Here is a 25,545-nt window from a genome sequence, read left to right on the forward strand (position 1 = left end):
GACTATGCTGAAGCAGCCGCGCGTGCTGCCGTACGCGCCTCGACACGGGCGCGGATGGCATCCACATCCGCGCGCGGTGTCGCTGCAAAGAGCTTTTTCGTATAATCGTGCTGCGGATTGTTGAAAACCTCGTCACGCGAGCCATATTCGACCACTTCGCCGAAATACATCACCATCACGTCATCGGCGATATAGCGCACGACCGATAGATCATGGCTGATGAAGACATAGGTAAGCCCGAATTCTTCCTGCAAGTCGGAAAGAATATTGAGCACCTGCGCCTGCACGGAAAGGTCGAGCGCCGAAACCGGCTCATCAAGCACCAGAAGCTGCGGGTTGAGCATCAAGGCACGGGCAATCGCGATACGCTGCCGCTGTCCGCCTGAAAACATATGCGGATAGCGATTGAAATGCTCAGGCCCCAGCCCGACTTTCAAAAGCATCTGCATCGCTTTTTCACGCCGCGCCTGCGCCGACATTTTCGTATTGAGCAGCAGCGGTTCGGCCAGCACATCGCCGATCTTCTGGCGCGGATTGAGCGAGCCATAAGGATTCTGGAACACGATCTGCACCTTTTGGCGCATTTCATGCGTGAGGCCGTCGCGGGTGATGTTCACGTCCTTGCCGCCGATCAGCAATTCACCGCTGGTCTGCGGGTCGATCATGGTGAGAATGCGTGCCAGCGTGGATTTTCCGCAGCCCGACTCCCCCACGATTGCCAGAGTTTTACCCTTCTCCAGCTTGAAGCTCACGCCCTTGACGGCATGAACGACCTTGGCCTTTCCAAACAGGCCTCCGCCTACATGATAATCGCGCTTGATATTGCGCGCTTCGAGAACGACCTCGCTCATCGCGCTTCTCCGGCATCGTTGTTTTCAAAGACAAAATCGGAAACCGTAGGCAAACGGTCGCCTGTTGCATTTTCCGGCAAAGCCGAAAGTAGCGCGCGCGTATAAGGATGTTTCGGTGCGGAGAAGAGCGATAGTACGTCCGCATCTTCCATCTTGTGTCCCTTATACTGCACGATCACCCGGTCAGCGGTTTCCGCCACCACACCCATATCATGCGTGATCATGATCAATCCCATGCCATGCTCCACCTGAAGCCGCATGAGAAGATCGAGTATCTGCTTCTGGATCGTCACATCGAGCGCGGTCGTCGGCTCGTCGGCAATCAGGAGCTTTGGATTGCACGCGATAGCGATGGCGATCATCACACGCTGGCACTGACCACCTGACATCTGGTGAGGGAAGCTGTTCAAACGCTCCGCCGCATCGCGAATGCCGACCAGTTCCAGCAGTTCGATCGCCCGCGCGCGGCTTGCCGAACCGCTCAGGTGCAAATGCTGCCTGAGTACTTCTTCAAGCTGATAGCCCACGGTAAAGCATGGGTTGAGACTAGCCACCGGCTCCTGAAATATCATCGAAATATCGCGCCCGATGATTTTACGGCGTTCTTTTTCGGACATTGTGAGCAGGTTCTGGCCGTTAAACTGCATAAGATCGGCAGTCACGGCCGCCGTCTTGGGCAAAAGCCCCATGACGGCCAGCATGCCCACGGATTTACCTGAGCCCGATTCGCCGACGATAGCCAGGACCTCGCCCTTGTCCACCGTGATGTCGATACCGTCGACCGCCTTGAAGTCGCCCATCGAAGTATCGAACGAAACCGTAAGGTTCCTGATTTCAAGCAGCGCCATGGGTCAGCTCCTCTTGAGCTTGGGGTCAAGCGCATCTCGCAACCCGTCGCCCACCAGATTGATGGCAAGAACGGTAATCAGGATCGCAAGACCGGGGAAAGTCACCACCCACCATGCCCGCGTGATGAATTCACGCGCTTCCGCCAGCATCGTACCCCATTCAGGCGTCGGCGGCTGTGCGCCCATATTCAAAAAGCCGAGTGCTGCGACTTCGAGAATGGCATTGGAAAAAGACATGGTAGCCTGCACGACGAGCGGCGCAAGGCAGTTGGGCAGCACTGTCTTGAACATCAGCCGCAGCCGGCTGGCACCCGCAAGCTTGGCTGCCGTCACATATTCCCGCTCCTTTTCCGCCATGACGGCGGCGCGCGTCAGGCGCGAGAAGTGCGGAAGCAGGACCAGCGTGATTGCAATGATCGCATTTTCAAGTCCCGGCCCAAGGATTGCCACCAGCACCAGCGCCAGAAGCAGCGACGGGAAAGACAGCATGACATCCATGACACGCATGAAGGCCGTGTCCACCGCGCCGCCAAGAAAGCCGGAAATCACCCCGATTGTGATGCCCAGGCACATGGAAATCACCACGATGACAAAACCCACCAGCAGCGAATATTGCGCGCCATAAATCAGGCGCGAAAGAATATCGCGTCCCACCGCATCGGTGCCAAGCAGGAACATCGTCGACCCGCCCTCCTGCCATGCGGGCGGCTTCAGGAAGAATTCGCGAAACTGTTCGGTCGGGCTATGCGGAGCGATCAGCGGTGCAAAAATTGCCATGAGAACAATGGCGATAAAGACCCACAATCCGATGACGGCGCCGCGATTGACGCTGAAATAGAACCAGAAATCCTTCAGCATGGCGATACGGCCAACACCGGCAATCGGCGTTTCGGCGGGGCTTGATGTATTCGTTATATTACTCATGAAAACCTCACCTGTGCCGGATACGCGGATTGACCAGACCATAGAGCAGGTCGACAATCAGATTGACCGCCATGACCAGCCCCGCAATCAGGAGAAGACCGCCCTGCACGACCGGGTAGTCGCGGCGAGAAATCGAATCGAGCATCCATTTGCCGATGCCCGGCCATGAGAAGATCGTTTCCGTGAGAATGGCGCCCGCCATCAGAACACCGATCTGCAAGCCGATCGTGGTTATCACCGGAATAAGTGCATTGCGCAGCGCATGAAGGCCAACGACCCGCCGCGTCGGCAGGCCCTTGGCGCGCGCGGTACGCACATAGTCCTCGCCAAGAACCTCCAGCATCGCGGAGCGCGTCTGGCGCGCAATGACCGCGAGCGGAATGGTCGCCAGAACGATGGTCGGCAAAACCAGGTGCGACGCCGCCGAAGCGAATGCGCCCTTCTGCCCCGACAAAAGACTGTCAACCAGCATGAAGCCTGTCACCGGCGGGAAGAAATAAAGCAATGAAATGCGTCCTGAAACCGGCGTCCATTGCAGAAAATTCGAAAAGAAGATGATGAGCAGCAGTCCCCACCAGAAAATCGGCATGGAATAGCCCACCAGCGCCACACCCATCAGGGACTGATCAAACCACGAGCCGCGTTTGACGGCTGCGATCACCCCTGCGGGAATGCCGATAAGAACAGCCAGAATGATCGCGCAGACCGCCAGTTCGACAGTGGCCGGGAAAAGCGCGAAAAACTCGGTCAGAACCGGCTTCTTGGTGACGATGGAAAGACCAAAATCGCCATGCAGCAGATTCCAGACATAATCGAGATATTGCTGCCACAGTGGACGGTCGAAACCAAACTGCGCCATAAGCTGGGCATGACGTTCAGGGCTGACGCCACGCTCACCCGCCATCAGCAGGACCGGATCGCCCGGCAATACGCGGACGAAGCCGAAGGCAACGATGGTGATGCCGATAAAAGTCGGCACAAGATAGGCCAACTTATTGATAATAAAACGAAACATTGAATAAACTCCGACCGGGAGCCGGGTTTGTCACCCGGCTCCCGGTCGCCTGTGTTGCAATGGATTATTCTTCTATATCAACCCCATCGAAGCGATGGAGGCCGACCGGATCCATCTTGTAGCCGGTGACCTTGGTGGACATTGGCATGAAGACGGTCGAATGGTCGAGCGTCGCCCATGGAGCCTGTTCCTTGAAGATGACCTGTGCTTCTTCATAAAGCTTGGCGCGTTCTGCCTGATCAGTCGTGATCTTTGCCTTCTGGATGAGGTCTTCAAACGGCTTGTAGCACCACTGGGCACGGTTGTTGTTGCCAACGCCAGCGCAGCCGAGCAGCACGCCGAGGAAGTTGTCCGGATCGCCATTATCGCCCGTCCAGCCCAGAATGACGGCACCATCGCGGTCCTTGTCGGAAGACTTCTTGAGGTATTCACCCCATTCCATCGAGACGATCTCCACGTCAACGCCGACCTTGGCGAAATCGGACTGGAGAAGTTCGGCAACGCGACGCGCATTCGGCATATATGGGCGGCTGACCGGCATTGCCCAGACCTTCATCTTCAGGTCTTTCACGCCTGCCGCTTCAAGAGCCTGCTTGGCCGCTTCGGGATCGTATTTGTCGTCCTCGACCTTGTCGTTATAGCCCCACATTGTTGGCGGGATCGGATTCTTGGCGATTTCGCCCGAACCCTGGAACACGGCATCGACAATGGCCTGCTTGTTGATCGCCTGATTGAGCGCCTTGCGCACTTCCGGCTTGTCGAAAGGAGCAAGCAGCGTGTTATAGGCAAGATAGGCAACATTCAGGCCCGGCTGTTCGTCGACCTTGAGGTTCGAATCGGCTTTCAGCCCTTCAATATCCGCAGGCGCCGGATAGGACATGATGTGGCATTCGCCCGCCTTCAGCTTCTGCGCGCGCACAGCCGGATCGGTCGTGATCGCAAACACCAGATCGTCGATCGGGCGCTTGCCGTCCCAGTAGTCGGGATTGGCCTTGAAACGGATCACCGCGTCCTTCTGATAGGCGACGAAGCTGAACGGACCGGTGCCCAGCGGCACCTGATTCATGTCCGACATGCGATTTTCAGCCTGAAGCTTGTCCGCATATTCCTTGGAAAGAATGGATGCGAAGTCCATGGCAAGGTCGGCAAGGAACGGCGCTTCCGGACGGCTCAGCACGAATTTCACGGTGTGGTCGTCGATGCGCTGAATTTCCTTGATCAGCGTCGGAAATTCCATGCTTTCGAAATATTCATAGGAAATACCGGCACTATATTCATGCCAGGGATTATCCTTCTTGGCCTGCCGTTCAAAAGAGAAGATCACATCATCTGCATTGAACTCGCGCGTCGGGGTGAAGAAATCCGTCGTCTGGAACTTGACGCCCTTGCGCAGATGGAAAGTATATTCAAGACCATCCGGCGACACTTCCCAACTCTCGGCAAGCCCGGGCTCCAGCGTGGTTTCACCATGCTTGAATTCGATAAGACGATTGTAAACCGTACGCGACGAGGCGTCGAACGTATCGCCGCCCGTATAGGACGCCGCATCGAACCCTTCCGGCGATGCCGGGGAACAATAGACCAGTGTCTTCGCCTGCGCAGCGCCGCTCATCAAGGCGACCAGCGCCGTTGCCGCCAATAGTTTCTGATAGAATTTCATTTGAAGCCCGCCTCCACGGATAATCGTGTCGCGCACCCCTTATGCGCGCAACCTGTCTTATGGAAGCCTCTGATCTGTCACATTGCAAGCGCAATTTTTAGAATTGCATCATGTTTTTGACCAAATTCATGCTTTATTTTTAGATTTTAATTCCTGATTTTACGTGCCTTTTGGAAAATTGCGCTAAAGAGAGCGGAATTATAATAATCCTTCACTCAAATTATATGCGTTATATGCGGGCAACCCGGCTTCATACCTTCCAAGCCTGAAATCCCGAGCGGCATTTACATAGTCAGGCTCTGCCAAGTCGCAGCGACGAGCTTCAAAAAGCGGGAAACTATACAATCGGTTGGATATGGCTTATCAAACCTGACAATGAAATTCACATTTGAGTTTGGCCATGAATGAACCCATCAATCCGATTCGCCCGACCACCAGCCAGGCTATCCAGCTGGCCAAAACACTCCTGCGCACGGCACGCAGCGGCACGATTGCCGTGATAGATGCAGCCACCGGTCGCCCGCTTGCCAGCCGCGTGGGCGTCGCGACCGATATCGACGGCACCCCTGTCCTTCTCGTATCCGGGCTTGCCAGCCATACGCCCGCCCTGCTGGCCCATCCGGATTGTTCTCTCCTTCTTGGCGATGTCGGCAAGGGCGACCCCCTGGCCCATGCACGCATTACCATTCACTGCACGGCGCAAAAAACCGAGCGTCCGTCACCTGATCGCGAGCGCCTGCGCCGCCGCTATCTCAATCACAATCCCAAGGGCGCGCTTTATGCAGATTTGGGCGATTTCGTCTTCTTCAAGCTCTCGATTGAATCGGCCAGCCTGAATGGCGGCTTCGGAAAGGCCTTCAACCTGACGCGCGACGATCTTGTGAGCAATCAGAAAGCCGCTGAAAATATTGCAATTTCCGAGCAGGACATTCTGGACGAGCTTAACGCGTCGCAAGGCGAAGCTTTCGCGCAATATGCAGGCCAGGCCGGTAAAAATGCCAATGGCTGGAAACTCATCGGCATAGACCCTGACGGCTTTGATCTGGCAAGCGGCGATCAGATACTCAGATCGCATTTTTCATCTGCAACCGATTCTATTGAATCTGCCACCCAAGCCTTGCTCGCTACCTTGCAAAACAAGCTTTGAAACAAAACCTCATTTTTGAGAGACAAATTCCTGTGTTTTTTCGTGTTTGAATATAAGCAAAACCTTTTCAACTCCATAATATACGACTAGATTTATAGCGTCTTCCAATAGATGAAGATAATATTTTAACAATGCAGTCCTACGGGGGTATGACCGCAAATGACCAATAAAAATATTTTTTATGACCTGATTAATAATGTAGATGAAGCAGCCGAATTTTTATCTGCGCTCGCAAATAATAAGAGGCTGCTTATACTTTGTAAATTACTACATAATGAAATGTCGGTAGGCGCCTTGGCTAAAGCAATCGATCTTAGTCAATCCGCCCTGTCGCAGCATCTGGCCAAGTTACGGGCGCTTGATCTCGTCTCGACGCGGCGCGATGCGCAAACCATTTATTATATGGTTTCATCACCGCATATCGAGTTGATATTGTCGACACTTTCGAGTCTCTATATGGTTCCGCATCGGCGCGAAATGACCGCCGCTGCCAATAGATAATGCACATCCCATGAGGCTTCAGTCGTGCGATGAAAGAAAAACAATCTGGATCGCACGACTGGGTCGTTCAAATTAACGATCCTCAAGACCCCCGTCTTTCACCTTATAAGAATATTCGCGAGAAAGACCTCGTCGGCCGCGAGCAGCGCTTTATCGCCGAAGGCAAAGTCGTCCTCAACGTGCTTTTCTCGTCTTCCGCACGCTTCGAAGCCGAATCGCTGCTGATTTTGGAAAACCGCATCAACGGCCTTCACGAGCAACTGGCCAATCGTCCGGACGGAATCGATGTCTTCTCGGTTCCGCAAACCATTATGGATGAAGTTGCGGGCTTTCATGTCCATCGGGGTATTCTCGCGGTCGGGCGGCGTAAACCCCAGCCCTCGCTGGAAGAGATCATCGCCCGGCTGCCGCCTGAAGCACTCATCGTCGTGGTATGCGGCATCTCCAATCACGATAATGTCGGCTCGATTTTCAGGAATGCGGCCGCCTTTGAAGCTGATTGCGTTCTGATGGACGAGACCAGTTGCGATCCGCTCTATCGAAAAGCCATTCGCGTCTCGGTCGGCGCCACATTGAAGGTGCCCTATTTTCGCGGCGCATCCATCGAAACCATAATCAGTGCCCTGCAAGCGGCAAATTTCGCCATACTTGCCTTGAGCCCATCATCGCAAAAAAGCATCTATCAGATGCCGACCCGTCCCAGACAGGCATTGCTTCTTGGCACGGAGGGAGAGGGCCTTCCCCCTCACCTGCTTGAACAATTGGCGAGCGCGCGCATTCCGATGTCGGAGGATTTCGACAGCCTCAATGTCGCAACCGCTTCGGGCATCGCGCTGAGCCATTTCAGCCGATTTGATTAGAGCGCATCCCGAAAAGCGGGAACCAGTTTTCGGAACGCGCTCCAGGACGGATATTCATGCAGCCGAAGCGCTTGCCGGGCTGGCGATCAGACGGCGCAGCATTTCTTCCGCGCGCGGCTCCCGTTCCGAACGACCGATAAAACCGCCGCCAAGAACGCGCGCGGTATTCGTGTCATCCGAATAGAGCACGCAAGCCTGTCCCGGTGCGATGCCGCTTTCACCATCGATCAGTTCAACCCAGCTCGTGCCGTCCGTGTGATGGAGCACTGCCGGGCGCGGCGGGCGGGTCGAGCGCACCTTGGCGTAAACCTCGGCCCCGCTTTCAGGCAGGGCATCAAGCGCACCGTCACCAAGCCAGTTCACATCGCGCAGAAAAACCTTATGGGTTTCGAGTGCTTCACGCGGACCGACGATCACGCGCGTGTTAGCGGCATCCAGATGCACGACGTAGAGCGGCTCCCCGGTCGCAACCCCGATACCGCGGCGCTGGCCAACCGTATAGTGAACGATGCCTTCGTGCCGCCCCAAAATACGCCCGTCTATATGCACAATGTCGCCGGGCGTAGCGGCTTCGGGCTTCAGCTTGGAGATAATGTCCGAATATTTGCCCTGCGGCACAAAGCAAATATCCTGGCTGTCCTGTTTTTTGGCGACCGTCAGCCCCAGTTCTTCGGCAATCTCGCGCACCTGCGCTTTCGGCAGATGGCCGAGCGGGAAGCGCAGATAGTCGATCTGCTCCTGCGTCGTCGCAAAAAGGAAATAGCTCTGGTCCCGATCCGTATCGACGGGACGGAACATGGCGCGATGCGCGCCATTGGCATGGCTTCTTATATAATGGCCCGTCGCCAGGGCATCGGCGCCCAGTTCACGCGCGGTCTGCAACAGATCGGCGAATTTGACCGTCTGGTTACATGAGACACAGGGAATCGGCGTCTCACCGCTGACATAGGAATTTGCGAACGGATTGATGACCGCTTCACGAAAACGGGCTTCGTAATCCAGCACATAATGAGGAATGCCCAGACTTTCCGAAACACGGCGGGCGTCTTCAATATCCTGCCCCGCGCAGCAGGAACCCGCACGATGCACGGCAGCGCCGTGATCGTAAAGCTGCAGGGTGACGCCGATGACATCATACCCTTCGCGTTTCAAGATTCCCGCCACAACGGAAGAATCAACACCGCCCGACATCGCAACAACGACGCGCGTGTCTTCGGGCCGGCCCGGCAGATCGAGGCTGTTCAAGCTCATGTTACATCCAGTTCCGGGTTAAAGGCCCGGCCTTTCAGAGTTCAGATTTGAGGCTATATAGGTCGAAAAGCTACCCATTGCCAAGATGGCGCGGCGCATCCCGGTCTTTTTTTGCGCTATTTAAAACGCTCTTTTGCGCCAATTATGGCCATATTTGGCCGAAAACCACTATTTTCCGACAATCCATAGCCATTGCTGGCCCAGTTTTTGCAAGTGTTACCAGTTAGTTACCGCCTGTTTAGGTAATTCTTAAAGCTGTGGCGTTAGTCTCGGTCTCGATTGGGTCCTTGAGTGTTGTGTAGAGAGTACAATGACCGATCTGGCAAGACCGCGTATAAAGTATGTTATCGGTCCTGATGGCAGCCCGCTGACCATCGCGGACCTCCCCCCCGCCAATACAAGGCGCTGGGTCATTCGCCGAAAGGCAGAAGTCGTCGCCGCAGTTCGCGGTGGGCTTCTGAGCCTTGAGGAAGCATGCCAGCGTTACACATTGACGGTGGAAGAGTTTCTGGGTTGGCAATCCTCGATCGACGAGCATGGTCTCGCCGGTTTGAGAACCACCAGAATCCAGCAATACAGGCACTAAGACCCTGCCTGTCGCGCTGGAGATACAAAAACCACCCGCCCGGGCAAGCTCGGGCGGGTTTTTATTTGCGTTTTATTCGTGTTTATATCTGTTCCCTGCGCCCTATATGAAAAACAGGGCATTGCCCGCAAAAGCGTGAAATGCCGCAGCAAGCTCCGATATGAAGGACAAGCAGATGGACAGCGCAATTCCTGTCAAAAAGCAGGAGAATTCCGAAGGCGGGCGCTATGTCGTTGCGCTTGACGGAGAAGAGGCTGAAATGACCTATACCCGGCTCGATCCGGGCCTGATTTCGGTCGATCATACCTTCGTGCCCGATTCCATGCGCGGCAAAGGCATCGCGCAGGCATTGGCAGCCTATGCAATCGACGATGCCCGCAAGACCGGCTGGAAGATCATCCCCCGCTGCACATTCATGCAGGCGCAATTCAAACGCCATCACGACTGGTCGGACGTTCTTGCAATCGAATGACAGGGTTATTGCAGATCGCGAATCCGGCTGGCAAGGCTTTTGGATGCGGGCTTTTTCCTTTGCCCTTTTTTAGTCACGGCCTGCTCCTTCACAAGCGCGTGAATCGGCGAGCCTGCCCCTTCCTTTTCAGCGGTCGCGGCAACCATCCGGGCAGCAAGTGCTGCCATTTCTTCGCGAAGGGCGGCATTCTGGCTTGAGATTTCTTTTGTCGCCTGCACTCCCTCCAGAGAGCCGGAACTGTTTCGCATATGATGTTCGAGCTTTTCTTGCGCATCGGAAAGCTCCGCCATCAGCCTGTCGAGCTTCTGCTGCAATTCGCTGTTACGGCGCTTTTCGCTCTTGAGTTCAGTCTGTGTCGCGGTCAATTGCGTCGAAACCTCATTATGGCGGGCGGATGCGCTTTTGCGCTCACGCCGCATTTCCCCCAGTTCATTTGACAGGCGCGCATAATCGGCTTCTTTGGCGCTGATCTCGATGCGCAACGTATCGCTTAATTCTTGCAGGACCGAGAGATGGTTCTGCAGCCGCTCCCCTTCAGCTTCAACGATTTCAGTTTTCTCGGCTGCCGCGTCGCGCTCAAGAATTGTCGCCTCCAGGGCTTTCCTGCCTTCGGCAAGTTCCTGGGCAAGCTGCGCAATATCGCTCTCAAGCAAGGGAATACGCTTGAGTTCATCATATTGGTGTCCCAGACGAATCTGCTGTTCGCAAGTTTTATGCCGCTCTTCTTTCAGCTTCTGCTCGACCTTGCTCACCATCACGGCATGCTCGGCGCGCAAGCCGTCGCGATCCGCTCTGATTTCGGCAAGACTGACGGGAAGTTCTGCAACAATTTGCCGTCGCGCCAGAAAGACCGCGCGCCGCCAGACCGAGGGGCCAAGCAGGATCACGACGAAAACCGCCACAAGAACGCCAAGAATGAAAATAAGCGCGGACTGGATCACGGTCTTGCCACAAAAGAAAGCCAGCCCGTTACAAGGGCCGATTATAGTCATAGAGCAGCGGCATCGTGCTTACCAGCAATAACAATGCCCTGTCTGCCCTGTAGCGATATGGCTGCGATCAGAATGGATTCCAGGTCGGAGCGGCTGAAAGCTTCAGATAACCGATGTTTATCCCAAGCCTCGCACCAACACCGGTCCGGATGGGAACAAGCATGATATTCTGTCGCTTGAGCACATTAAAGCCAACCCCTGCGATGATATAAGCCGATCCCGCAACCCCCGCATAACGGCCATAAAGATTCTGCACGTCATCGAGATTATAGACCAGCATCATGACGCGCGAACCCTGCCCGCCAAAGTCCCATCCCAGCGACGGGCCCTGCCAGAACGTCTTATGATCACCGGCATTCTTGGTATAAAGAGTGCCTTCCCCGTAAGTCAGGCCGCCGATGAAGGCACCGGACCCCTCTTCACCGAGAATATATCCGTTCGGCAGCCCGAAGCTTTGAAATGCCTTTTCGACGGCACTGGCAATACCGCCCGAAGTCGATCCAAAGAAGCGGTGTCCCGATTCAACGATTTCCTCTGCGGTATATGTATTGCTCTGAGCCTGCGCGCGCGGCGGCGCGATAAGGATGGAAGTCAGCAAGACTGCGAAAACCGCCAGCAGGGAGGCTGCCTTGCGGATTCCTGATTGCGACAGCGATGGTATGGCCATTTATAAAATTCCTTTTGCCTACCAGCTTCTCTGTCCGACGCCCTGTTAAAAAAGTCCGACTGCGTTTCTTGTGACGCTTCCGACGAATCGCGTCTATTTAAGCGCTAATTTATTGTCTAAATGTTTAAGTTTTGAAATTGGCTTTAGGAAGGCAGCGAAAACAGCTTTGTTGCGGCAAGCGAATCTGCCGTGTATCCAGATTGTCGATATTTCGGACGATTCGCCCGGCAGCTGCGTAAACCCTCAACCCGGAATCGGCGAGGGATAAATTATGCGGCAAATTTAAATTGTTATCGCACTGGAGAACCACCATGTCATTGCCAGTCACCCTTTCCGCACTCGACCTCGGCGCGCTTTTATGCAGCCGGATCTGCCACGACATTATCTCGCCGGTAGGCGCGATCAATAATGGTCTGGAGTTGCTGGAAGAAGGCGGGGCCGACGAAGACGCAATGGACCTGATCAAGTCGAGCGCGCGCAATGCGTCGGCCCGGCTCCAGTTTGCCCGCATTGCTTTTGGCGCTGCGGGTTCCGCAGGCGTTCAGATCGATACCGGTGACGCACAGCACGTCGCCACTGAATATTTCAAGAATGAAAAAGCCGAACTGACATGGGATGGACCCCGCGTCCTTCTGCCCAAAAACAAGGTCAAGCTGCTTCTCAACCTCATCCTGATCGGCAATGCGGCCATTCCGCGAGGCGGTTCACTGACTGTCCGCATCGAGGATGGTGACAGCGAGCCCCGCTTCATCATCACTGCCAAGGGCCGCATGTTGCGCGTGCCGCCAAAATTCCTCGAACTGCATTCGGGCGCCATGCCGGAAGAGCCGATTGATGCGCATTCCGTCCAGCCTTACTACACCCTCCTGCTTGCTCAGGACGCGGGCATGACAATCTCGATTCATGCAACCGCTGAAGATATTGTGTTCTCGGCTCAATAGCCGCTTTGGCCCGGCCAGATCAAAATATCTTCCAAAAGCAAAAGCTCCGCCATGGCGGAGCTTTTATATTCAGACAGGCTGTGTGCTTTACGCGCTTTCGCGCAATTCGCTGCCATCGGGCTCGCGCAGCACGTAACCACGGCCCCAGACCGTTTCGATGAAGCTCTGGCTGCCGGAAGCCGCATCAAGCTTCTTGCGCAGCTTGCAGATGAAGACGTCGATGATCTTCAGCTCCGGCTCATCCATCCCGCCATAGAGGTGATTGAGGAACATTTCCTTGGTGAGCGTGGTGCCCTTGCGCAAGGAGAGCAGCTCAAGCATCTGGTATTCCTTGCCGGTCAGATGCACGCGCTGGCCGGCAACTTCGACCGTCTTGGCATCAAGATTGACCACCAGATCGCCGGTCGTAATGACGGATTGTGCATGCCCCTTGGAACGGCGGACGATCGCATGGATGCGCGCAATCAGCTCGTCCTTGTGGAATGGCTTGGTCATATAGTCGTCTGCACCGAAACCAAGCCCGCGAACCTTGTCCTCGATACCGGCCATGCCGGACAGGATAAGGATCGGCGTCTTGACCTTGGACAAACGCAAGGTGCGCAGAACTTCATAGCCCGACATGTCCGGCAGGTTCAGATCCAGCAAAATGATGTCATAATCATAAAGCTTGCCGAGATCGATACCCTCTTCGCCCAGATCCGTCGTGTAAACGTTGAAGCTCTCCGACTTGAGCATCAATTCGATACTTTGTGCGATAGCACTGTCATCTTCAATTAAAAGGACGCGCATATCTTATCCCCTTTCCGCCGCTGACCATATCCCTCACGGCAGCACACGGAACTGTCGTTGCCATAGCATGAAGGTGCCTGCAAATGGTTAACAAAATATGATTCCTGTTGGCAAGCATAATTCTAACCGTATTAGAAAAAACTTATACCTGCTTGAATCACCTGATTATTCTGATCCACTAAACTCCAACATGTCACTTTAAGAATCCTCTCTAAGTGATTCATTAGACTCTGGCTTTCACCTGTTGCTCAAAAACCACAGAGAGTTTACCGAGCCTTAAGTCCTGACCCGTATGATTAACGTTGCCGGTAAAGGAATGGTTACCAAACGCGCGAAATCTTAACTTTCTGTTTCGCTTACGAAGGCCATTCTCATATTTGGCGGCAATGCCCATGGCCCCAAAAGGCCGGCATTGCAGGGGTTTTGACGGCAAGACAGCCAGAAAACTGGCGGCGTCGCGCCTGTTAATAAAGTCGGGGGAACGCCCCACGAGGAAGCTGGTTGGTGTTCAAGGAGTATTGCGTATGAAGCCACGGGAAAGCCTAGTCAGGCTGAAACTGTTTCAGGTGAAGGAAAAACGCCGTCAGCTGGGCCAGCTTGACCTGATGATTGGCGAGTTCGAACGTATGGCGGGCGAGCTTGATGCTCAAATTACATCCGAAGAAAAGAAGGCGGGCATCACCGATACAACCCATTTCGCCTATCCGACCTTCGCAAAGGCCGCGCGCCAGCGGCGCGACAACCTTTTCGAATCAATTCGCGACCTGATCTTGCAAAAGGAAACGGCCGAAACCGAATTGACCCGCGCCGAAGACGATCTTGCAAAAGCCGAAGCGCTCGAAGGCCGCGACAGCACCAAGCTGCGCGAGACGACCGAACGCTCCGCAAACCAGCGTCGCGCAATGATTGGCTGATGACCCGTTTCAGGCGCCGCCTGCTGCCAGGTGGAGCCTGAAACCGACCCCGACGCCGGGCGGCTGATGTCATCAATTCTTGGTTTGCCTTTCTACCCGCCAAGGTAGTAGGAAAGATGCAATGCAGAAGCGCGTGCCCCCCGAGCCGAAAACGACCTTCAGCTCAGTCACATTTACTCATCTGGCAAAACCGGTCCAATGGAGCCTGTTGCTGGCCCTGTCCCTGTTTCTGGTTTACCTCGGAGAAATGGCGGGCTTGCCTGCCGCCATTCTATTGGGGGCGATGCTGGCCGCCATTCTGATGGCTTCGCGTGAAAGCTCGATCCGCGTCCACCGCCACCTGACGCTTCTGGCTCAGGCAATCATCGGCCTGCTGATCGCCCGCGCCATGACGGTGGAGTTCTTCGCCAGCATGGGGCAGCACCTGCCCGTCATTTTCCTGTCGACCGGCTTTACACTTCTTGCCAGCACGATGATTGGCTATTTTCTGGCGCGCTTCAGGATCGTGTCAGGAACCACCGCCGTATGGGGGATTTCTCCCGGCGCGGCAGCGGCCATGACGCTGATGGCTGATTCCTTTGGAGCCGATGCGCGGCTGGTCGCTTTCATGCAATATTTGCGCGTGGTTCTGGTGGTAACCGTCGCATCGCTGGTCGTGATGTATGCAACCGGGACGCAAACCGCAGCCCCCGCAGCGATAGAATGGTTTCCACCCATCAACTGGCCTGCCCTGCTCCCGACCCTTGCCGTGATCATTTGCGGCGCCTTTCTGGGCGACCTGTCGCGAATTCCCACCGGCGCCATGCTGATACCGCTGGCGCTCGGCGCCTTCTTGCAGGATATGGAACTGATGGTGCTCGACCTGCCGCCATGGCTGCTGGCGGTCAGCTACATACTGATTGGCTGGCGCATCGGGCTGGGTTTTTCGCGCGCAATCCTTGCCCATGCAGCCAGGGCATTTCCCGCTGTTCTTGCATCCACCTTGCTGCTGATTGCCATATGCGGGCTGTTTGGCGTGTTTTTAGGCTATCTGCTCGACCTTGATCCGCTGACCGCTTATCTCGCGACAAGCCCCGGCGGGGCGGATACGGTGGCGATCATCGCCGCATCGAGTGATGTCGATCTGCCCTTCGTTATCGCACTGCAGACAAGCCGCTTTTTTATCGTGCTGCTCGCAGGGCCCGCGATTGCCCGTTTTATCGCCTCACGCATTCAGAAACAGATAAAATAAAGCATTTCCAGCAAAAGTTTGAAACGGTTTTGCTGGAAATGCTCTTTTAGCCTTAGTAATCGGGGCCTGAATAATCAGGCCTTCCTGCCGTGGAAAGAGCTGATTACCTCGATGATCTTGTCCTGATCGGACTGCTCCAGATAGGGATGCATCGGCAGGCTGAGGATACGCGAGGGCAGGCTTTCGGAAACCGGCAGGCCGCCCGGCGCAACCGGATAATGCTTGTAGGCTGTCTGCAAGTGCAACGGCTTCACATAATAGATAACCGATGGAATGCCCTCTGCCTGCAAATGCGCCTTCAATTCATCGCGACGTTCGCTTTCAATCGAATATTGCGCCCAGGCAGAACGATTGCCGGCTGGCAGCAAAGGCACTTTCACAACCTCTTTCAGACCTTCATTGTAGCGCTTGGCGATGCGATCGCGCGCCTCCATCTCATCTTCAAGAATGGCAAGCTTTTCAAGCAGGACTGCGGCCTGAATCGTATCGAGACGCGAATTGATGCCAATGCGTACATTGTCATATTGTGTTTCACCCTTGCCATGAAACAGCACCGAGCGCAGCGTGTCCGCCAGTTCCGCATCATTGGTGAACATCGCACCGCCATCGCCATAGCAGCCGAGCGGTTTGGCCGGATAAAAGCTTGTTGCGCCCACATGGCCGAATGCGCCGCACATGACATTATCGCGCTTGCCGCCGATGGATTGCGCCGCATCCTCGATAATGAACAGGCCCTCGCGCTCGGCAATGGCCGTAATGCGATTGTAATCGGCAGCCAGACCGAACAGATCGACCGGAATGATTGCCTTCGGCTCCAGACGGCCTTCCTTGCGGATTGCGGCAATAGCCTCTTCAAGCTGGCCGACATTGAGATTGTAACTATCGGGATCGACATCGATAAAGACCGGCTCCGCCCCCACAAGGGCGACGACTTCGGCGGTTGCCGCAAAGGTGAAAGACGGGCAGAAAACCGCATGTCCGGGACCGATACCGCGCGCCATGAGCGGCATCTGCAAGGCATCGGTGCCGTTGGCGCAGGCGATCACATGCTCGACGCCCAGATATTCACCCAGCTTCTGTTCAAACTCGGCCACTTCCGGGCCCAGAATATAGCGCCCGCCCGCAACGACCTTGGAAATGGCGGCATTGAGGCGGTCTTCGATACGTGCGCGCTGCGCTCCAAGATCAATAAACTGCATGTTGGCTCCAATAAACCTGCTCCGCACAAAATTGCGTGCGAATCCTTAGCGATCTATGTATTCGCTTCCGCCCCTCCCTGCCATGGCCGGAGCGTTCAAAGTTTTGCGAGATTTGTAACACCGCTTTACGGAAAACGCCGCAAACGGATTATTTCGGATGCCGCACAGTGCCTTCGGTCAAAATGCGCAAGACGCTGATCGCTTCCTTGCCATCGGTTCGCGGCGTCTGCCGTGTCTCGATGCAATGCAGGAAATGTTCAAGCTCGCGCGTCAGCGGCATGCCTTCCTCAACGGGAACATAGTCCGGCTCGACCGATTTGAAAGCCCATCCTTCGCCCTCGCGCCATACCTGATGGCGATAAAGCGCCAGCTTGCGATCCCACGGCTCGCCATCATCGAAGACCGCCATGGCCTGACTGCCGACGACACTCAGGCGGCGTTCGCGATATGCATTGAGCCTTGAGGCAAAAAGATGGCCGCGAATGCCGTTGGGAAATTCCATATGCAGATGGGCAAAATCGCTCAAATGACCGAGAATAGCAGTCCCTTCACCGCGAATGACGGAAGGCTCCTCCCCTGCAATGGCAAGGATCATTGAAAGGTCGTGCGGTGCCAGATCCCACAATGCGTCATTTTCCGTGTGGAATTTGCCAAGCCCCACCCGGTGCGAGTGTATATAGCGGACATCGCCAAGCTCGCCGCTTTTGACCATATCCAGCAGCTTCTCAAAGGCTGGATGGAAACGAAGAATATGCCCGACCATGAAAACGCGCTTGTTCTCAAGCGCCATTTTCACTTCCGTTTCGGCATCGGCCATTTCAAGTGCGATCGGCTTTTCGACCAGCACGTCCTTGCCGTTTTTCATGGCTTCCATCGCATAGCGCGCGTGAAACTGCGGCGGCAGCGCGAGGACGATGCCATCTATGCCCGGATGGGTGAACAATTCATCGACCGGAATGTCGGGAACGCCAAACTCGGCAGCGAATCGCTGTGCATTTTCCGCCTTGGCGTCAGAAACAGCCTGAAGTGCACCCAGGCTCTTCAGGGTACGAATATGGTTGCCGCCCCAATAGCCGCAACCCAAAACCGCAATACGAGGTGCCATAAAACTAAGCCTTTGCTTTCCGTATGTTACTTATCGAGGCAAATCGTGGAAAACAAGTCGGAACCTGTGCGAAGAGTGCTTGACAGGGTTTCATTCCCCCAATATACCGCCGCCATCCTTGCAGGATCGTTTGTGGATACAAGCGAGCGGCAGCACAATGCCATTAAGGCGTGCAGAGGAATGGCGGAGTAGCTCAGTAGGTTAGAGCAGAGGAATCATAATCCTTGTGTCGGCGGTTCGAATCCGTCCTCCGCTACCATCTCCTTTTCCCAATTCGTTCAAAATAGTTCGCCAGCCCTCTATGTGTGGCGTGGTGTAAGCTTTGGCAAAATAAACAGAAATCGCTAACGCCGTCGCTGTCCCCCCCTCTATATAGCTGAAGCCTTGAGAGACCCCGAAATGCCCTGAACCGATTGAAGCTATCGTGGCTGCGGAAGCGCAATTCGCAAGCCTGACTGGATTACGGCCGTTTCACGTATTATATCGCCTGTACAAGCCATTCTATCGGCCTGGAGAAAAGTTGGCGCAATATGACCGTTCTTATCAATCAACCCCATCCATCCATTGACAAGGCATCCATCGGCAAGCTCATCGACACTTTTTATGCAAGAGCCCGCGAGGATGATGTCATCGGCCCGATCTTCAAGGAAGCGGTCCATGACTGGGATCATCATATTGCTCGCATCAGCGAGTTCTGGTCATCGGTTATATTGAAAACAGGCAGCTATGATGGGCGTCCCTTGCCGCCGCATCTGGCGCTTCGCCTGAAGAATGAGCATTTCGACCGCTGGCTGGAATTGTTCGAGCGGACTGCGCGCGAGCTGTTTCCCCCGGAAGCTGCAATTATTTTCATCGACCGCGCGCGCCGGATCGCCGACAGCTTCGAAATGGCGATTGCCACGCAATCAGGACAGATTGCAGGCCCCCGCCATTCGCGCCGCCCCCTCTAAATGCTCTGGCCCGCCGCTTATGCCGCGGGCTTGGTCTTTTCCGAGGCAAGTTTCTTTTCACAGCGCAGCAGCATGCCAAAAAGATCACGCGGCTCGTCTGGATCGGCCAGCAGATCAAGCTGCTCGTAAAGGCCCGTATCCTTGAGCTTGTCGCGAACATATCGCAGCGCCGAAAAATCTTCCGTGGCAAAACCAACAGAATCGAACAGTGTGATCTGGCGCACATCCTTGCGGCCTTCCGCCTGCCCGGCGATGACTTCCCAAAGCTCGTTGACCGGATAATCTTCCGGCAATTGCTGGATTTCACCTTCGATACGAGTCTGCGGCGGATATTCAACGAAAATATCCGAACGCCGCAAAATATCGCTGTGCAACTCGGTCTTGCCGGGGCAATCCCCCCCGATCGCATTGATATGAACGCCAGCCCCAACCAGATTATCGGTAAGAATGGTTGCGTTAAGCTTGTCCGCCGTCACGGTGGTGATGATTTCCGCGCCTTCGACAACTTCTTCGACATTCTTGCAGATCACAATGTCGAAGCCCGCCCCCTCAAGATTACGAACACATTTTTCCGACGCCTGCCGGTCGATGTCATAAAGACGCAGCTTGTCGATCCCCAGCAGCGCCTTGAACGCCAGCGCCTGAAACTCGCTTTGCGCGCCATTGCCAATGATTGCCATGGTGCGTGCATTCTTTGGCGCCAGATATTTGGCTGCAACAGCGGAAGTCGCAGCCGTGCGCAGCGCCGTCAGGATGGTCATTTCGGTCAGCAGCATCGGATAGCCGCTGCCGACATCGGCCAGAACGCCAAAGGCAGTGACCGTCTGCAAGCCTTCCCGCGTATTCTTGGGGTGGCCGTTGACATATTTGAAGCCGTAAAGCGTGCCATCGCTCGTCGGCATCAGTTCGATCACGCCTTCCTTCGAGTGGGATGCAACGCGCGGCGTCTTGTCGAAATTTTCCCAGCGGCGGAAATCCTCTTCCACATAATCGGAAAGTTCCTTGAGGAAAGTCTCGACGCCAATGGAAAGAACCAGCTTCATCATGTGATCGACACTGACAAAGGGAACAATATTGAGATTGGGCTCGGTCATGATTTCTCCTAAATCATCGATAAGCGACGGCGTTAAACCGGGCCGCTTTAATAGCTGCGTGTTGGGCGGTCCATGACACTGCGGCCAAGAAGGCTCGCCATCAGGTCCACCATGACGGTTGCGGTGCGCCCGCGTTCATCGAGAAATGGATTGAGTTCAACAAGATCGAGGCTCGTCACCAATTCGCTGTCGTGCAGCATCTCCATGATGAGATGCGCCTCGCGGAAGGTCGCACCGCCCGGAACCGTGGTGCCCACTGCGGGGGCGATGGAAGGGTCGAGGAAATCAACGTCAAGGCTGACATGCAGCAGCCCGTTCTCGGATTTCACACGCTCAAGAAAACGCCGCAGCAGGGCAGCAACGCCATGCTCGTCAATCAGGCGCATATCAAAAACCGACACTTTGGTTTTCTGAATTGCCGCGCGTTCGGCAGGATCGACGCTGCGAATGCCCATCATACAGGCATTGCTCGGATCGATGGCGGCGGCGAGCGGCGGGAAATAATCCGCAAACCCCTTCTGGCCAGTGAAATAAGCAACCGGCGTGCCGTGCAGATTGCCGCTGTCGGTCGTCTCCAGCGTATGGAAATCCGTATGCGCGTCGAGCCACAATACAAACTGCTTGCGATTTTTTTCGGCGGCACGGCGCGCAATGCCGGGAACCGTACCGGCAGCCAGCAAGTGATCCCCGCCCAGAAAGATCGGAAACCCCTCTTCGCTCTCGCGATAGGCTGCTTCGCTGATCGCCTCGATCCATGCGACCGCTTCGGGCAGCGACTTGATTGCCGGATTGGGATGGCTTCGTGGATGCCTTGCAGCAGGAGCGAGATTTCCAAGATCGGTAAATCCATGACCAAGTTCACGGATCGCTTCTGCAATACCCGCTGCGCGATAGGCGTCAGGCCCCATATTGCAGCCCAGACGCCCCGTGCCTTCCTGAACCGGCAATCCCAAAATCTTGCAATGCATCAAATACGGCTCCTTTTGAATTATGAGCAAGATTGACCATTTACCCTTGGCGATGTGAACCATACGGATTGGCAACTTTATCATTTTACTTTATCAAATTGGCAGATTTATATACCATACTGGAGAAAGCATGGACGCTCTCGACGAAAAGCTGATCACGACCCTTCGCCACAATGGCCGCCGCAGCATTTCGGATATGGCCATCGATCTTGGTGTATCGCGCGCAACCGTTCGTGCGCGCATGGAACGGCTCGAACAAAGCGGCGATATTCTCGGCTATACGGTCATCCTGCGTTCGGACGCCGTGGACCTGCCTGTGCGCGGGATCATGATGATCGAAATCGAAGGGCATGTCGCCGACCGTGTGGTCAAGGCACTGGGCGGCTTTTCAGAAATTTCAGCAGTCCACACCACCAATGGCCGCTTCGATCTGGTGGTGGAACTGGGTGCTGCAACCCTCACCGATTTTGATGCCGTCCTGCGTCGCATACGATTGGTATCGGGCATCAAGGCCAGCGAAACCCATTTGCTGCTGGCCACGCCGCGCTCAACAAGGGCGCGGCTTTAAAAACAAAAAGGGCCGGAAATCTCCGACCCTTTCTTTGGCTCATTCTTTGGCTCAGGCAAGAACCGGGTAATCCGTATAGCCTTTCGCCCCGCCGCCATACATGTTCTGCTGGTCAAGCTCGTTCAGCGGAGCATTGTCTTTCAGACGGCGAACGAGGTCCGGATTGGCAATGAACGGCTTACCGAAGGCAACCAGATCAGCCTCCCCGCTGGCGATGGCCTTTTCCGCCAGTTCACGGTCATAGCCATTATTGACCATCCATGCAGCCTTGCCGCCCGCATCGCGATAGATCTGCTTGAGTCGCGCATAATCGAAAGGCTGCGGCCCCTGCTGAAAATCACGCGCGCCACCTGTCGCACCTTCAACGATGTGAATATAGGCAAGGCCATATCCACCCAGTTTTTCCACGACATAATCAAACAGCGGCTGCGGGTCGGAATCGGAAGCATCATTGGCAGGCGTCACCGGAGAAAGGCGGATACCGACCTTGCCGCCGCCCACAGCCCTGGTGATGGCACCCACCACCTCGAACAGAAAACGGGCGCGATTTTCGATCGAGCCGCCATATTCATCGCTGCGGTGATTGCTGCCCGAGCGCAGGAACTGGTCGATCAAATAGCCGTTGGCCGCGTGGATTTCGACGCCGTCAAAACCGGCGACATCGACCGCATCTTTTGCGGCCTTGGCGTAAGTGGCGACGATTTCCTCGATCTCGCTCCTTTCGAGCGCGCGTGGTTCTGATGTTGGCGCAAACTCCCCTGTGCCGTCCTCGTGCACCAGATAGGTCTTGGCCTTGGCCGTGATGGCAGATGGCGCGACAGGCTTCTCGCCATTTGGCTGCAAGGAATTATGCGAGATACGACCTACATGCCACATCTGCGCGACAATCCTGCCGCCTGCCTTGTGCACCGCTTCGGTCACGCGCTTCCATCCGGCCAGTTGTTCAGGCGAATAAAGCCCCGGAACATCGGCATAGCCCTGCCCCTGATGGCTGATAGCGGTCGCCTCCGTAATGATGAGACCAGCGCTCGCGCGCTGTTCGTAATAGGTGACATTGAGATCGTTCGGCACGGCTCTGGGCGAGCGATTGCGTGTCAGTGGCGCCATGACGATACGATTTGCAAGCTCCAGATCGCCGACCGTAACGGGACCGAATAAAGTGGCCATAGGTATTTTCCTTCAGGTTGAAAGGCTGATTAAAGATCGGAAAGAGAATTCAGAAAGGCTGCGATAGCCTCTTCGTTGCGCTTGTAGAATGTCCATTGTCCCACACGGTGGGGCACGATCAGCCCGGCTTTCGCCAGCACCGAAAGATGACCGGAAACGGTCGATTGCGAGAGGCCGCAACGCTCGAACTGGCCCGCGCACACGCCCATCTCCACGGAAATATGCTGGGCGGAGAAATGCTTCTCCGGGTTTTTGAGCCAGTTCAGAATATCCAGACGCACCGGATTGGCGAGGGCTTTCAGCACCTCGTCTCTGGCTATGATGGATTGTTCTTCCGGCATCGCCGCCTCGCTGGTCCTTAATGATACATCGTCATTTTCCGATATATGTATCGCCTGAATCCGATTTAAACCCTGCGCGCGTTCACATCCGCGTGAGCGATCCACACACAAGCTTTCCTGTGGAGCCATCGACGCCTTGATTGCGCCTCACGGACAACCGACTATGTTCGCCGTAACGATTGCAAAACGGGAAGATACATGGCGGACGACATCAAGCGCATTGCCGGGATAATCGCGGCGGAAATCAACGCAACACCCGATCAGGCTATTGCCGCTATCGGCTTGCTGGACGAAGGCGCAACCGTGCCTTTCGTCGCCCGCTACCGCAAGGAAGTGACCGGCGGGCTTGATGACACGCAATTACGCCAGCTTTCCGAGCGACTTTCCTATTTGCGCGAGCTTGAAGCACGGCGCAATTCCATTCTCGAATCGATCCGCGGGCAAGGGAAGCTCACGCCCGAACTGGAACTCAAGATTGCGGGGGTCGAAACCAAGGCCGAACTGGAAGACCTCTACCTCCCCTACAAGCCCAAGCGCCGCACCCGCGCGCAGATCGCTCGCGAGCGCGGCCTTGGCCCCCTTGCCGAAGCGATTCTTGATGATCGCAGCCTCGTTCCATCCGACATCGCCGCACAATATGTCACCGGCGAAGTCGCCGATGTGAAAGCAGCCCTCGACGGCGCGCGCGACATCATCGCCGAGAATTTTTCTGAAAATGCCGAACTTCTTGGAAATTTGCGCAATTATCTAAAAGACCGGGCCGTGCTGCGCTCGCGCGGGATCGATGGCAAAGAGGCGGCTGGCGCGAAATTCTCCGATTATTTCGACCATTCCGAACGCTGGGCCACCGTTGCAGGCCACCGTGCACTCGCCATGTTGCGTGGCCGCAACGAGGATTTCCTGTCGCTGGACATTGAAGTAGACGCCGACGACGCCTCGCCGGTCAAACCCGTCGAACGCAAAATTGCCGCTGCCTATAATATCGGCGCGACACTGCCCGGCGATCGCTGGCTGATGGAAGTTGTCGGCTGGGCATGGCGCGTGAAACTTTCACTGTCGCTATCGCTCGACCTGATGCGCGATCTGCGCGAGCGCGCCGAAGAAGAAGCAATCAACGTCTTTGCCCGCAATCTTAAAGACCTGTTGTTGGCCGCACCAGCCGGTTCGCGCGCAACCATGGGTCTCGATCCCGGCATTCGCACCGGCGTCAAGGTCGCGGTCGTGGATGGCACCGGCAAGTTGCTCGATACCACAACCGTCTATCCCTTCCCGCCAAGAAACGATCTTCGCGGCACACAGGCGGAGCTTGCAAGCCTCGTGCGCAAGCATAAGGTCGAACTGATCGCCATCGGCAATGGCACCGGAAGCCGCGAGACGGAACGTCTCGTCATCGACATGCTTTCTGATATGCCCGCACCCAAGCCGCTGAAGGTGATCGTGTCCGAAGCGGGTGCATCGGTCTATTCCGCTTCGGAAACAGCTGCGGCAGAATTTCCGCAATTGGACGTATCGCTGCGCGGGGCGGTTTCCATCGCCCGCCGCTTGCAGGACCCGTTGGCGGAACTCGTCAAGATCGAACCCAAATCCATTGGCGTCGGCCAATATCAGCATGATGTGGACCAGATACGGCTTGCCCGCGCGCTTGATGCCGTGGTCGAAGATGCGGTGAATGCCGTCGGCGTCGATCTCAACACCGCTTCCGCCTCGCTGCTTGCCCGTGTGTCGGGTCTTGGTCAATCGCTGGCCGAAGCCATCGTCGCCCATCGCAACGAAGCAGGGGCTTTCAAAAATCGCAAGGAATTGCTCAAAGTCGCACGTCTTGGCAATCGCACTTTCGAGCAATGCGCGGGCTTCCTGCGCATCGCCAATGGCACCGAACCGCTCGACGCCTCATCCGTTCACCCGGAAGCCTATGGCGTGGCGAAAAAGATCGTCAGCGCCTGCGGCCGTGACGTGCGTTCGCTGATGGGCGACAGCGCAGCGCTCAAGGCGCTCGATCCGCGTGTTTTTGTCGATGAGCGTTTCGGCCTGCCGACCGTGCGCGACATCATCGCCGAACTCGACAAGCCCGGCCGCGACCCCCGACCAGAGTTCAAAACGGCAACCTTTGCCGATGGCATTGACGACATCAAGGATTTGAAGCCCGGCATGATGCTGGAAGGAACCGTAACCAATGTTGCAGCCTTCGGTGCATTCGTCGATATTGGCGTGCATCAGGATGGCCTCGTCCATGTCTCGCAATTGGCGGATCGCTTCATCAAGGACCCGCATGAGGTGGTGAAGGCTGGCGATGTGGTGAAAGTGCGTGTGGTGGAAGTGGATGTGCCGCGCAAGCGCATCGGCCTTTCCATGCGCAGGGATGCCGAACCAGCACCTTCACGCGGGCCTTCAAATCGCGATCAGCGCCCGACCAAAAGCTTTACGCCCCAGCGCAAGCAGGAACAGCCAGCAACCGGCGGACTGGGCGCGGCATTGCTCGAAGCAATGAAGAAGAAATAGGCAGA

The 25,545-nt window shown here is 55.7% G+C and carries 26 protein-coding genes and 1 tRNA gene; 12 read left to right on the forward strand and 15 right to left on the reverse strand.

What is annotated here, in order from left to right; translation table 11 throughout:
* Nucleotides 1-2 precede the first annotated feature (2 nt).
* From DKP76_RS13935 to DKP76_RS13955, 5 genes are all read right to left on the reverse strand, one after another.
* Entirely contained in the window at nucleotides 3-851 is an 849-nt protein-coding gene (locus tag DKP76_RS13935) for a dipeptide ABC transporter ATP-binding protein (protein WP_109707406.1), read from the reverse strand.
* Complete coding sequence (locus DKP76_RS13940) at nucleotides 848-1,699, reverse strand: ABC transporter ATP-binding protein (protein WP_109707407.1); 852 nt, start codon at nucleotides 1,697-1,699, stop codon at nucleotides 848-850. Before DKP76_RS13940 ends, DKP76_RS13935 begins: the two co-directional genes overlap by 4 nt.
* 3 nt (nucleotides 1,700-1,702) lie before the next feature.
* Nucleotides 1,703-2,557, reverse strand: coding sequence for an ABC transporter permease subunit (locus DKP76_RS13945; RefSeq protein WP_425349407.1), 855 nt, complete (start codon nucleotides 2,555-2,557; stop codon nucleotides 1,703-1,705).
* Between the two features lie 73 nt (nucleotides 2,558-2,630).
* Nucleotides 2,631-3,638 carry an ABC transporter permease subunit gene (locus DKP76_RS13950; RefSeq protein WP_109707409.1) on the reverse strand — a complete coding sequence of 336 codons (1,008 nt, stop codon included), beginning with the start codon at nucleotides 3,636-3,638 and terminating at the stop codon, nucleotides 2,631-2,633.
* Nucleotides 3,639-3,702: 64 nt separating this feature from the next.
* On the reverse strand, nucleotides 3,703-5,298 hold the full coding sequence (locus DKP76_RS13955; protein ID WP_109707410.1) for an ABC transporter substrate-binding protein: 1,596 nt from the start codon (nucleotides 5,296-5,298) through the stop codon (nucleotides 3,703-3,705).
* Between the two features lie 400 nt (nucleotides 5,299-5,698).
* Between DKP76_RS13955 and DKP76_RS13960 the strand changes: the two genes are divergently transcribed.
* The 3 genes from DKP76_RS13960 (at nucleotide 5,699) to DKP76_RS13970 (ending at nucleotide 7,806) form a co-directional block, all read left to right on the forward strand.
* Nucleotides 5,699-6,445, forward strand: coding sequence for a HugZ family pyridoxamine 5'-phosphate oxidase (locus DKP76_RS13960; protein WP_109707411.1), 747 nt, complete (start codon nucleotides 5,699-5,701; stop codon nucleotides 6,443-6,445).
* A gap of 159 nt (nucleotides 6,446-6,604) precedes the next feature.
* A complete protein-coding gene (locus tag DKP76_RS13965; protein ID WP_109707412.1) occupies nucleotides 6,605-6,946 on the forward strand; it encodes an ArsR/SmtB family transcription factor in 342 nt (113 codons plus the stop codon).
* A 29-nt stretch (nucleotides 6,947-6,975) separates the two neighbouring features.
* Nucleotides 6,976-7,806 carry a TrmH family RNA methyltransferase gene (locus DKP76_RS13970; protein WP_109707413.1) on the forward strand — a complete coding sequence of 277 codons (831 nt, stop codon included), beginning with the start codon at nucleotides 6,976-6,978 and terminating at the stop codon, nucleotides 7,804-7,806.
* 54 nt (nucleotides 7,807-7,860) lie between these two features.
* Here the strand turns inward: DKP76_RS13970 and mnmA are convergent, their stop codons facing one another.
* Entirely contained in the window at nucleotides 7,861-9,057 is a 1,197-nt protein-coding gene (gene mnmA / locus DKP76_RS13975) for a tRNA 2-thiouridine(34) synthase MnmA (protein WP_199224815.1), read from the reverse strand.
* A gap of 310 nt (nucleotides 9,058-9,367) precedes the next feature.
* Between mnmA and sciP the strand changes: the two genes are divergently transcribed.
* A complete protein-coding gene (gene sciP / locus DKP76_RS13980) occupies nucleotides 9,368-9,643 on the forward strand; it encodes a CtrA inhibitor SciP (RefSeq protein ID WP_109707414.1) in 276 nt (91 codons plus the stop codon).
* Between the two features lie 175 nt (nucleotides 9,644-9,818).
* Nucleotides 9,819-10,115, forward strand: a complete 297-nt coding sequence (locus tag DKP76_RS13985; protein WP_109707552.1) for a GNAT family N-acetyltransferase — start codon at nucleotides 9,819-9,821, stop codon at nucleotides 10,113-10,115.
* Between the two features lie 5 nt (nucleotides 10,116-10,120).
* On the opposite strand, the gene DKP76_RS13990 is transcribed toward DKP76_RS13985, so the two are convergent.
* Both DKP76_RS13990 and DKP76_RS13995 read right to left on the reverse strand, forming a co-directional pair.
* The gene (locus DKP76_RS13990; protein ID WP_245410244.1) at nucleotides 10,121-11,032 is read right to left on the reverse strand and encodes a coiled-coil domain-containing protein; all 912 of its coding nucleotides are present in this window, start codon (nucleotides 11,030-11,032) and stop codon (nucleotides 10,121-10,123) included.
* Nucleotides 11,033-11,174: 142 nt separating this feature from the next.
* On the reverse strand, nucleotides 11,175-11,774 hold the full coding sequence (locus DKP76_RS13995) for a DUF1134 domain-containing protein (RefSeq protein WP_109707416.1): 600 nt from the start codon (nucleotides 11,772-11,774) through the stop codon (nucleotides 11,175-11,177).
* A gap of 311 nt (nucleotides 11,775-12,085) precedes the next feature.
* On the opposite strand from DKP76_RS13995, the gene chpT reads away from it, so the two are divergent.
* Nucleotides 12,086-12,715: a histidine phosphotransferase ChpT gene (chpT, locus tag DKP76_RS14000; protein ID WP_109707417.1), complete on the forward strand. Its 630-nt coding sequence runs from the start codon at nucleotides 12,086-12,088 to the stop codon at nucleotides 12,713-12,715.
* An 87-nt stretch (nucleotides 12,716-12,802) separates the two neighbouring features.
* On the opposite strand, the gene ctrA is transcribed toward chpT, so the two are convergent.
* Entirely contained in the window at nucleotides 12,803-13,504 is a 702-nt protein-coding gene (ctrA, locus tag DKP76_RS14005; RefSeq protein WP_109707418.1) for a response regulator transcription factor CtrA, read from the reverse strand.
* Between the two features lie 524 nt (nucleotides 13,505-14,028).
* On the opposite strand from ctrA, the gene DKP76_RS14010 reads away from it, so the two are divergent.
* Together DKP76_RS14010 and DKP76_RS14015 are read left to right on the forward strand one after the other, a co-directional pair.
* Nucleotides 14,029-14,418 carry a flagellar export protein FliJ gene (locus DKP76_RS14010; protein WP_109707419.1) on the forward strand — a complete coding sequence of 130 codons (390 nt, stop codon included), beginning with the start codon at nucleotides 14,029-14,031 and terminating at the stop codon, nucleotides 14,416-14,418.
* Between the two features lie 121 nt (nucleotides 14,419-14,539).
* Nucleotides 14,540-15,649: an AbrB family transcriptional regulator gene (locus tag DKP76_RS14015; protein WP_109707420.1), complete on the forward strand. Its 1,110-nt coding sequence runs from the start codon at nucleotides 14,540-14,542 to the stop codon at nucleotides 15,647-15,649.
* A 74-nt stretch (nucleotides 15,650-15,723) separates the two neighbouring features.
* Here DKP76_RS14015 and DKP76_RS14020 read toward each other — a convergent pair whose 3' ends face one another.
* Both DKP76_RS14020 and DKP76_RS14025 read right to left on the reverse strand, forming a co-directional pair.
* Nucleotides 15,724-16,848: a DegT/DnrJ/EryC1/StrS family aminotransferase gene (locus DKP76_RS14020; protein ID WP_109707421.1), complete on the reverse strand. Its 1,125-nt coding sequence runs from the start codon at nucleotides 16,846-16,848 to the stop codon at nucleotides 15,724-15,726.
* A 148-nt stretch (nucleotides 16,849-16,996) separates the two neighbouring features.
* Nucleotides 16,997-17,953 (reverse strand): Gfo/Idh/MocA family protein, encoded by a 957-nt coding sequence (locus DKP76_RS14025; RefSeq protein WP_109707422.1) that lies wholly within the window; start codon nucleotides 17,951-17,953, stop codon nucleotides 16,997-16,999.
* A 182-nt stretch (nucleotides 17,954-18,135) separates the two neighbouring features.
* On the opposite strand from DKP76_RS14025, the gene DKP76_RS14030 reads away from it, so the two are divergent.
* Together DKP76_RS14030 and DKP76_RS14035 are read left to right on the forward strand one after the other, a co-directional pair.
* Nucleotides 18,136-18,212 (forward strand) — tRNA-Met (locus DKP76_RS14030).
* Between the two features lie 271 nt (nucleotides 18,213-18,483).
* A complete protein-coding gene (locus tag DKP76_RS14035; RefSeq protein ID WP_109707423.1) occupies nucleotides 18,484-18,903 on the forward strand; it encodes a group III truncated hemoglobin in 420 nt (139 codons plus the stop codon).
* A gap of 17 nt (nucleotides 18,904-18,920) precedes the next feature.
* On the opposite strand, the gene DKP76_RS14040 is transcribed toward DKP76_RS14035, so the two are convergent.
* Together DKP76_RS14040 and rocF are read right to left on the reverse strand one after the other, a co-directional pair.
* Complete coding sequence (locus DKP76_RS14040) at nucleotides 18,921-19,997, reverse strand: ornithine cyclodeaminase (RefSeq protein WP_109707424.1); 1,077 nt, start codon at nucleotides 19,995-19,997, stop codon at nucleotides 18,921-18,923.
* Nucleotides 19,998-20,044: 47 nt separating this feature from the next.
* Nucleotides 20,045-20,965, reverse strand: a complete 921-nt coding sequence (rocF, locus tag DKP76_RS14045; protein WP_109707425.1) for an arginase — start codon at nucleotides 20,963-20,965, stop codon at nucleotides 20,045-20,047.
* Nucleotides 20,966-21,095: 130 nt separating this feature from the next.
* On the opposite strand from rocF, the gene DKP76_RS14050 reads away from it, so the two are divergent.
* On the forward strand, nucleotides 21,096-21,533 hold the full coding sequence (locus tag DKP76_RS14050; protein WP_109707426.1) for an Lrp/AsnC family transcriptional regulator: 438 nt from the start codon (nucleotides 21,096-21,098) through the stop codon (nucleotides 21,531-21,533).
* A 51-nt stretch (nucleotides 21,534-21,584) separates the two neighbouring features.
* Here the strand turns inward: DKP76_RS14050 and DKP76_RS14055 are convergent, their stop codons facing one another.
* On the reverse strand, nucleotides 21,585-22,700 hold the full coding sequence (locus DKP76_RS14055; RefSeq protein WP_109707427.1) for an alkene reductase: 1,116 nt from the start codon (nucleotides 22,698-22,700) through the stop codon (nucleotides 21,585-21,587).
* A 29-nt stretch (nucleotides 22,701-22,729) separates the two neighbouring features.
* Complete coding sequence (locus DKP76_RS14060; protein ID WP_109707553.1) at nucleotides 22,730-23,041, reverse strand: ArsR/SmtB family transcription factor; 312 nt, start codon at nucleotides 23,039-23,041, stop codon at nucleotides 22,730-22,732.
* 198 nt (nucleotides 23,042-23,239) lie between these two features.
* Between DKP76_RS14060 and DKP76_RS14065 the strand changes: the two genes are divergently transcribed.
* A complete protein-coding gene (locus DKP76_RS14065; protein ID WP_109707428.1) occupies nucleotides 23,240-25,540 on the forward strand; it encodes a Tex family protein in 2,301 nt (766 codons plus the stop codon).
* Nucleotides 25,541-25,545: the final 5 nt, after the last annotated feature.

Origin of the sequence: Falsochrobactrum shanghaiense (assembly GCF_003149535.1) — a bacterium.
GTDB lineage: Bacteria > Pseudomonadota > Alphaproteobacteria > Rhizobiales > Rhizobiaceae > Brucella > Brucella shanghaiense.

Coding starts and splice junctions, on each gene's coding strand:
- DKP76_RS14055 (WP_109707427.1), bottom strand. CDS start 22,700: ATGGCCACTTTATTCGGTCCCGTTACGGTCGGCGATCTGGAGCTTGCA.
- DKP76_RS14040 (WP_109707424.1), bottom strand. CDS start 19,997: ATGACCGAGCCCAATCTCAATATTGTTCCCTTTGTCAGTGTCGATCAC.
- DKP76_RS13935 (WP_109707406.1), bottom strand. CDS start 851: ATGAGCGAGGTCGTTCTCGAAGCGCGCAATATCAAGCGCGATTATCAT.
- DKP76_RS13960 (WP_109707411.1), top strand. CDS start 5,699: ATGAATGAACCCATCAATCCGATTCGCCCGACCACCAGCCAGGCTATC.
- DKP76_RS14025 (WP_109707422.1), bottom strand. CDS start 17,953: ATGGCACCTCGTATTGCGGTTTTGGGTTGCGGCTATTGGGGCGGCAAC.
- DKP76_RS14035 (WP_109707423.1), top strand. CDS start 18,484: ATGACCGTTCTTATCAATCAACCCCATCCATCCATTGACAAGGCATCC.
- DKP76_RS13965 (WP_109707412.1), top strand. CDS start 6,605: ATGACCAATAAAAATATTTTTTATGACCTGATTAATAATGTAGATGAA.
- DKP76_RS13995 (WP_109707416.1), bottom strand. CDS start 11,774: ATGGCCATACCATCGCTGTCGCAATCAGGAATCCGCAAGGCAGCCTCC.
- DKP76_RS13940 (WP_109707407.1), bottom strand. CDS start 1,699: ATGGCGCTGCTTGAAATCAGGAACCTTACGGTTTCGTTCGATACTTCG.
- DKP76_RS14010 (WP_109707419.1), top strand. CDS start 14,029: ATGAAGCCACGGGAAAGCCTAGTCAGGCTGAAACTGTTTCAGGTGAAG.
- DKP76_RS13945 (WP_425349407.1), bottom strand. CDS start 2,557: ATGCTGAAGGATTTCTGGTTCTATTTCAGCGTCAATCGCGGCGCCGTC.
- DKP76_RS13950 (WP_109707409.1), bottom strand. CDS start 3,638: ATGTTTCGTTTTATTATCAATAAGTTGGCCTATCTTGTGCCGACTTTT.
- DKP76_RS13970 (WP_109707413.1), top strand. CDS start 6,976: ATGAAAGAAAAACAATCTGGATCGCACGACTGGGTCGTTCAAATTAAC.
- mnmA (WP_199224815.1), bottom strand. CDS start 9,057: ATGAGCTTGAACAGCCTCGATCTGCCGGGCCGGCCCGAAGACACGCGC.
- ctrA (WP_109707418.1), bottom strand. CDS start 13,504: ATGCGCGTCCTTTTAATTGAAGATGACAGTGCTATCGCACAAAGTATC.
- rocF (WP_109707425.1), bottom strand. CDS start 20,965: ATGCATTGCAAGATTTTGGGATTGCCGGTTCAGGAAGGCACGGGGCGT.
- chpT (WP_109707417.1), top strand. CDS start 12,086: ATGTCATTGCCAGTCACCCTTTCCGCACTCGACCTCGGCGCGCTTTTA.
- DKP76_RS13955 (WP_109707410.1), bottom strand. CDS start 5,298: ATGAAATTCTATCAGAAACTATTGGCGGCAACGGCGCTGGTCGCCTTG.
- DKP76_RS14015 (WP_109707420.1), top strand. CDS start 14,540: ATGCAGAAGCGCGTGCCCCCCGAGCCGAAAACGACCTTCAGCTCAGTC.
- DKP76_RS13985 (WP_109707552.1), top strand. CDS start 9,819: ATGGACAGCGCAATTCCTGTCAAAAAGCAGGAGAATTCCGAAGGCGGG.
- DKP76_RS14050 (WP_109707426.1), top strand. CDS start 21,096: ATGGACGCTCTCGACGAAAAGCTGATCACGACCCTTCGCCACAATGGC.
- sciP (WP_109707414.1), top strand. CDS start 9,368: ATGACCGATCTGGCAAGACCGCGTATAAAGTATGTTATCGGTCCTGAT.
- DKP76_RS14020 (WP_109707421.1), bottom strand. CDS start 16,848: ATGCAGTTTATTGATCTTGGAGCGCAGCGCGCACGTATCGAAGACCGC.
- DKP76_RS14065 (WP_109707428.1), top strand. CDS start 23,240: ATGGCGGACGACATCAAGCGCATTGCCGGGATAATCGCGGCGGAAATC.
- DKP76_RS14060 (WP_109707553.1), bottom strand. CDS start 23,041: ATGCCGGAAGAACAATCCATCATAGCCAGAGACGAGGTGCTGAAAGCC.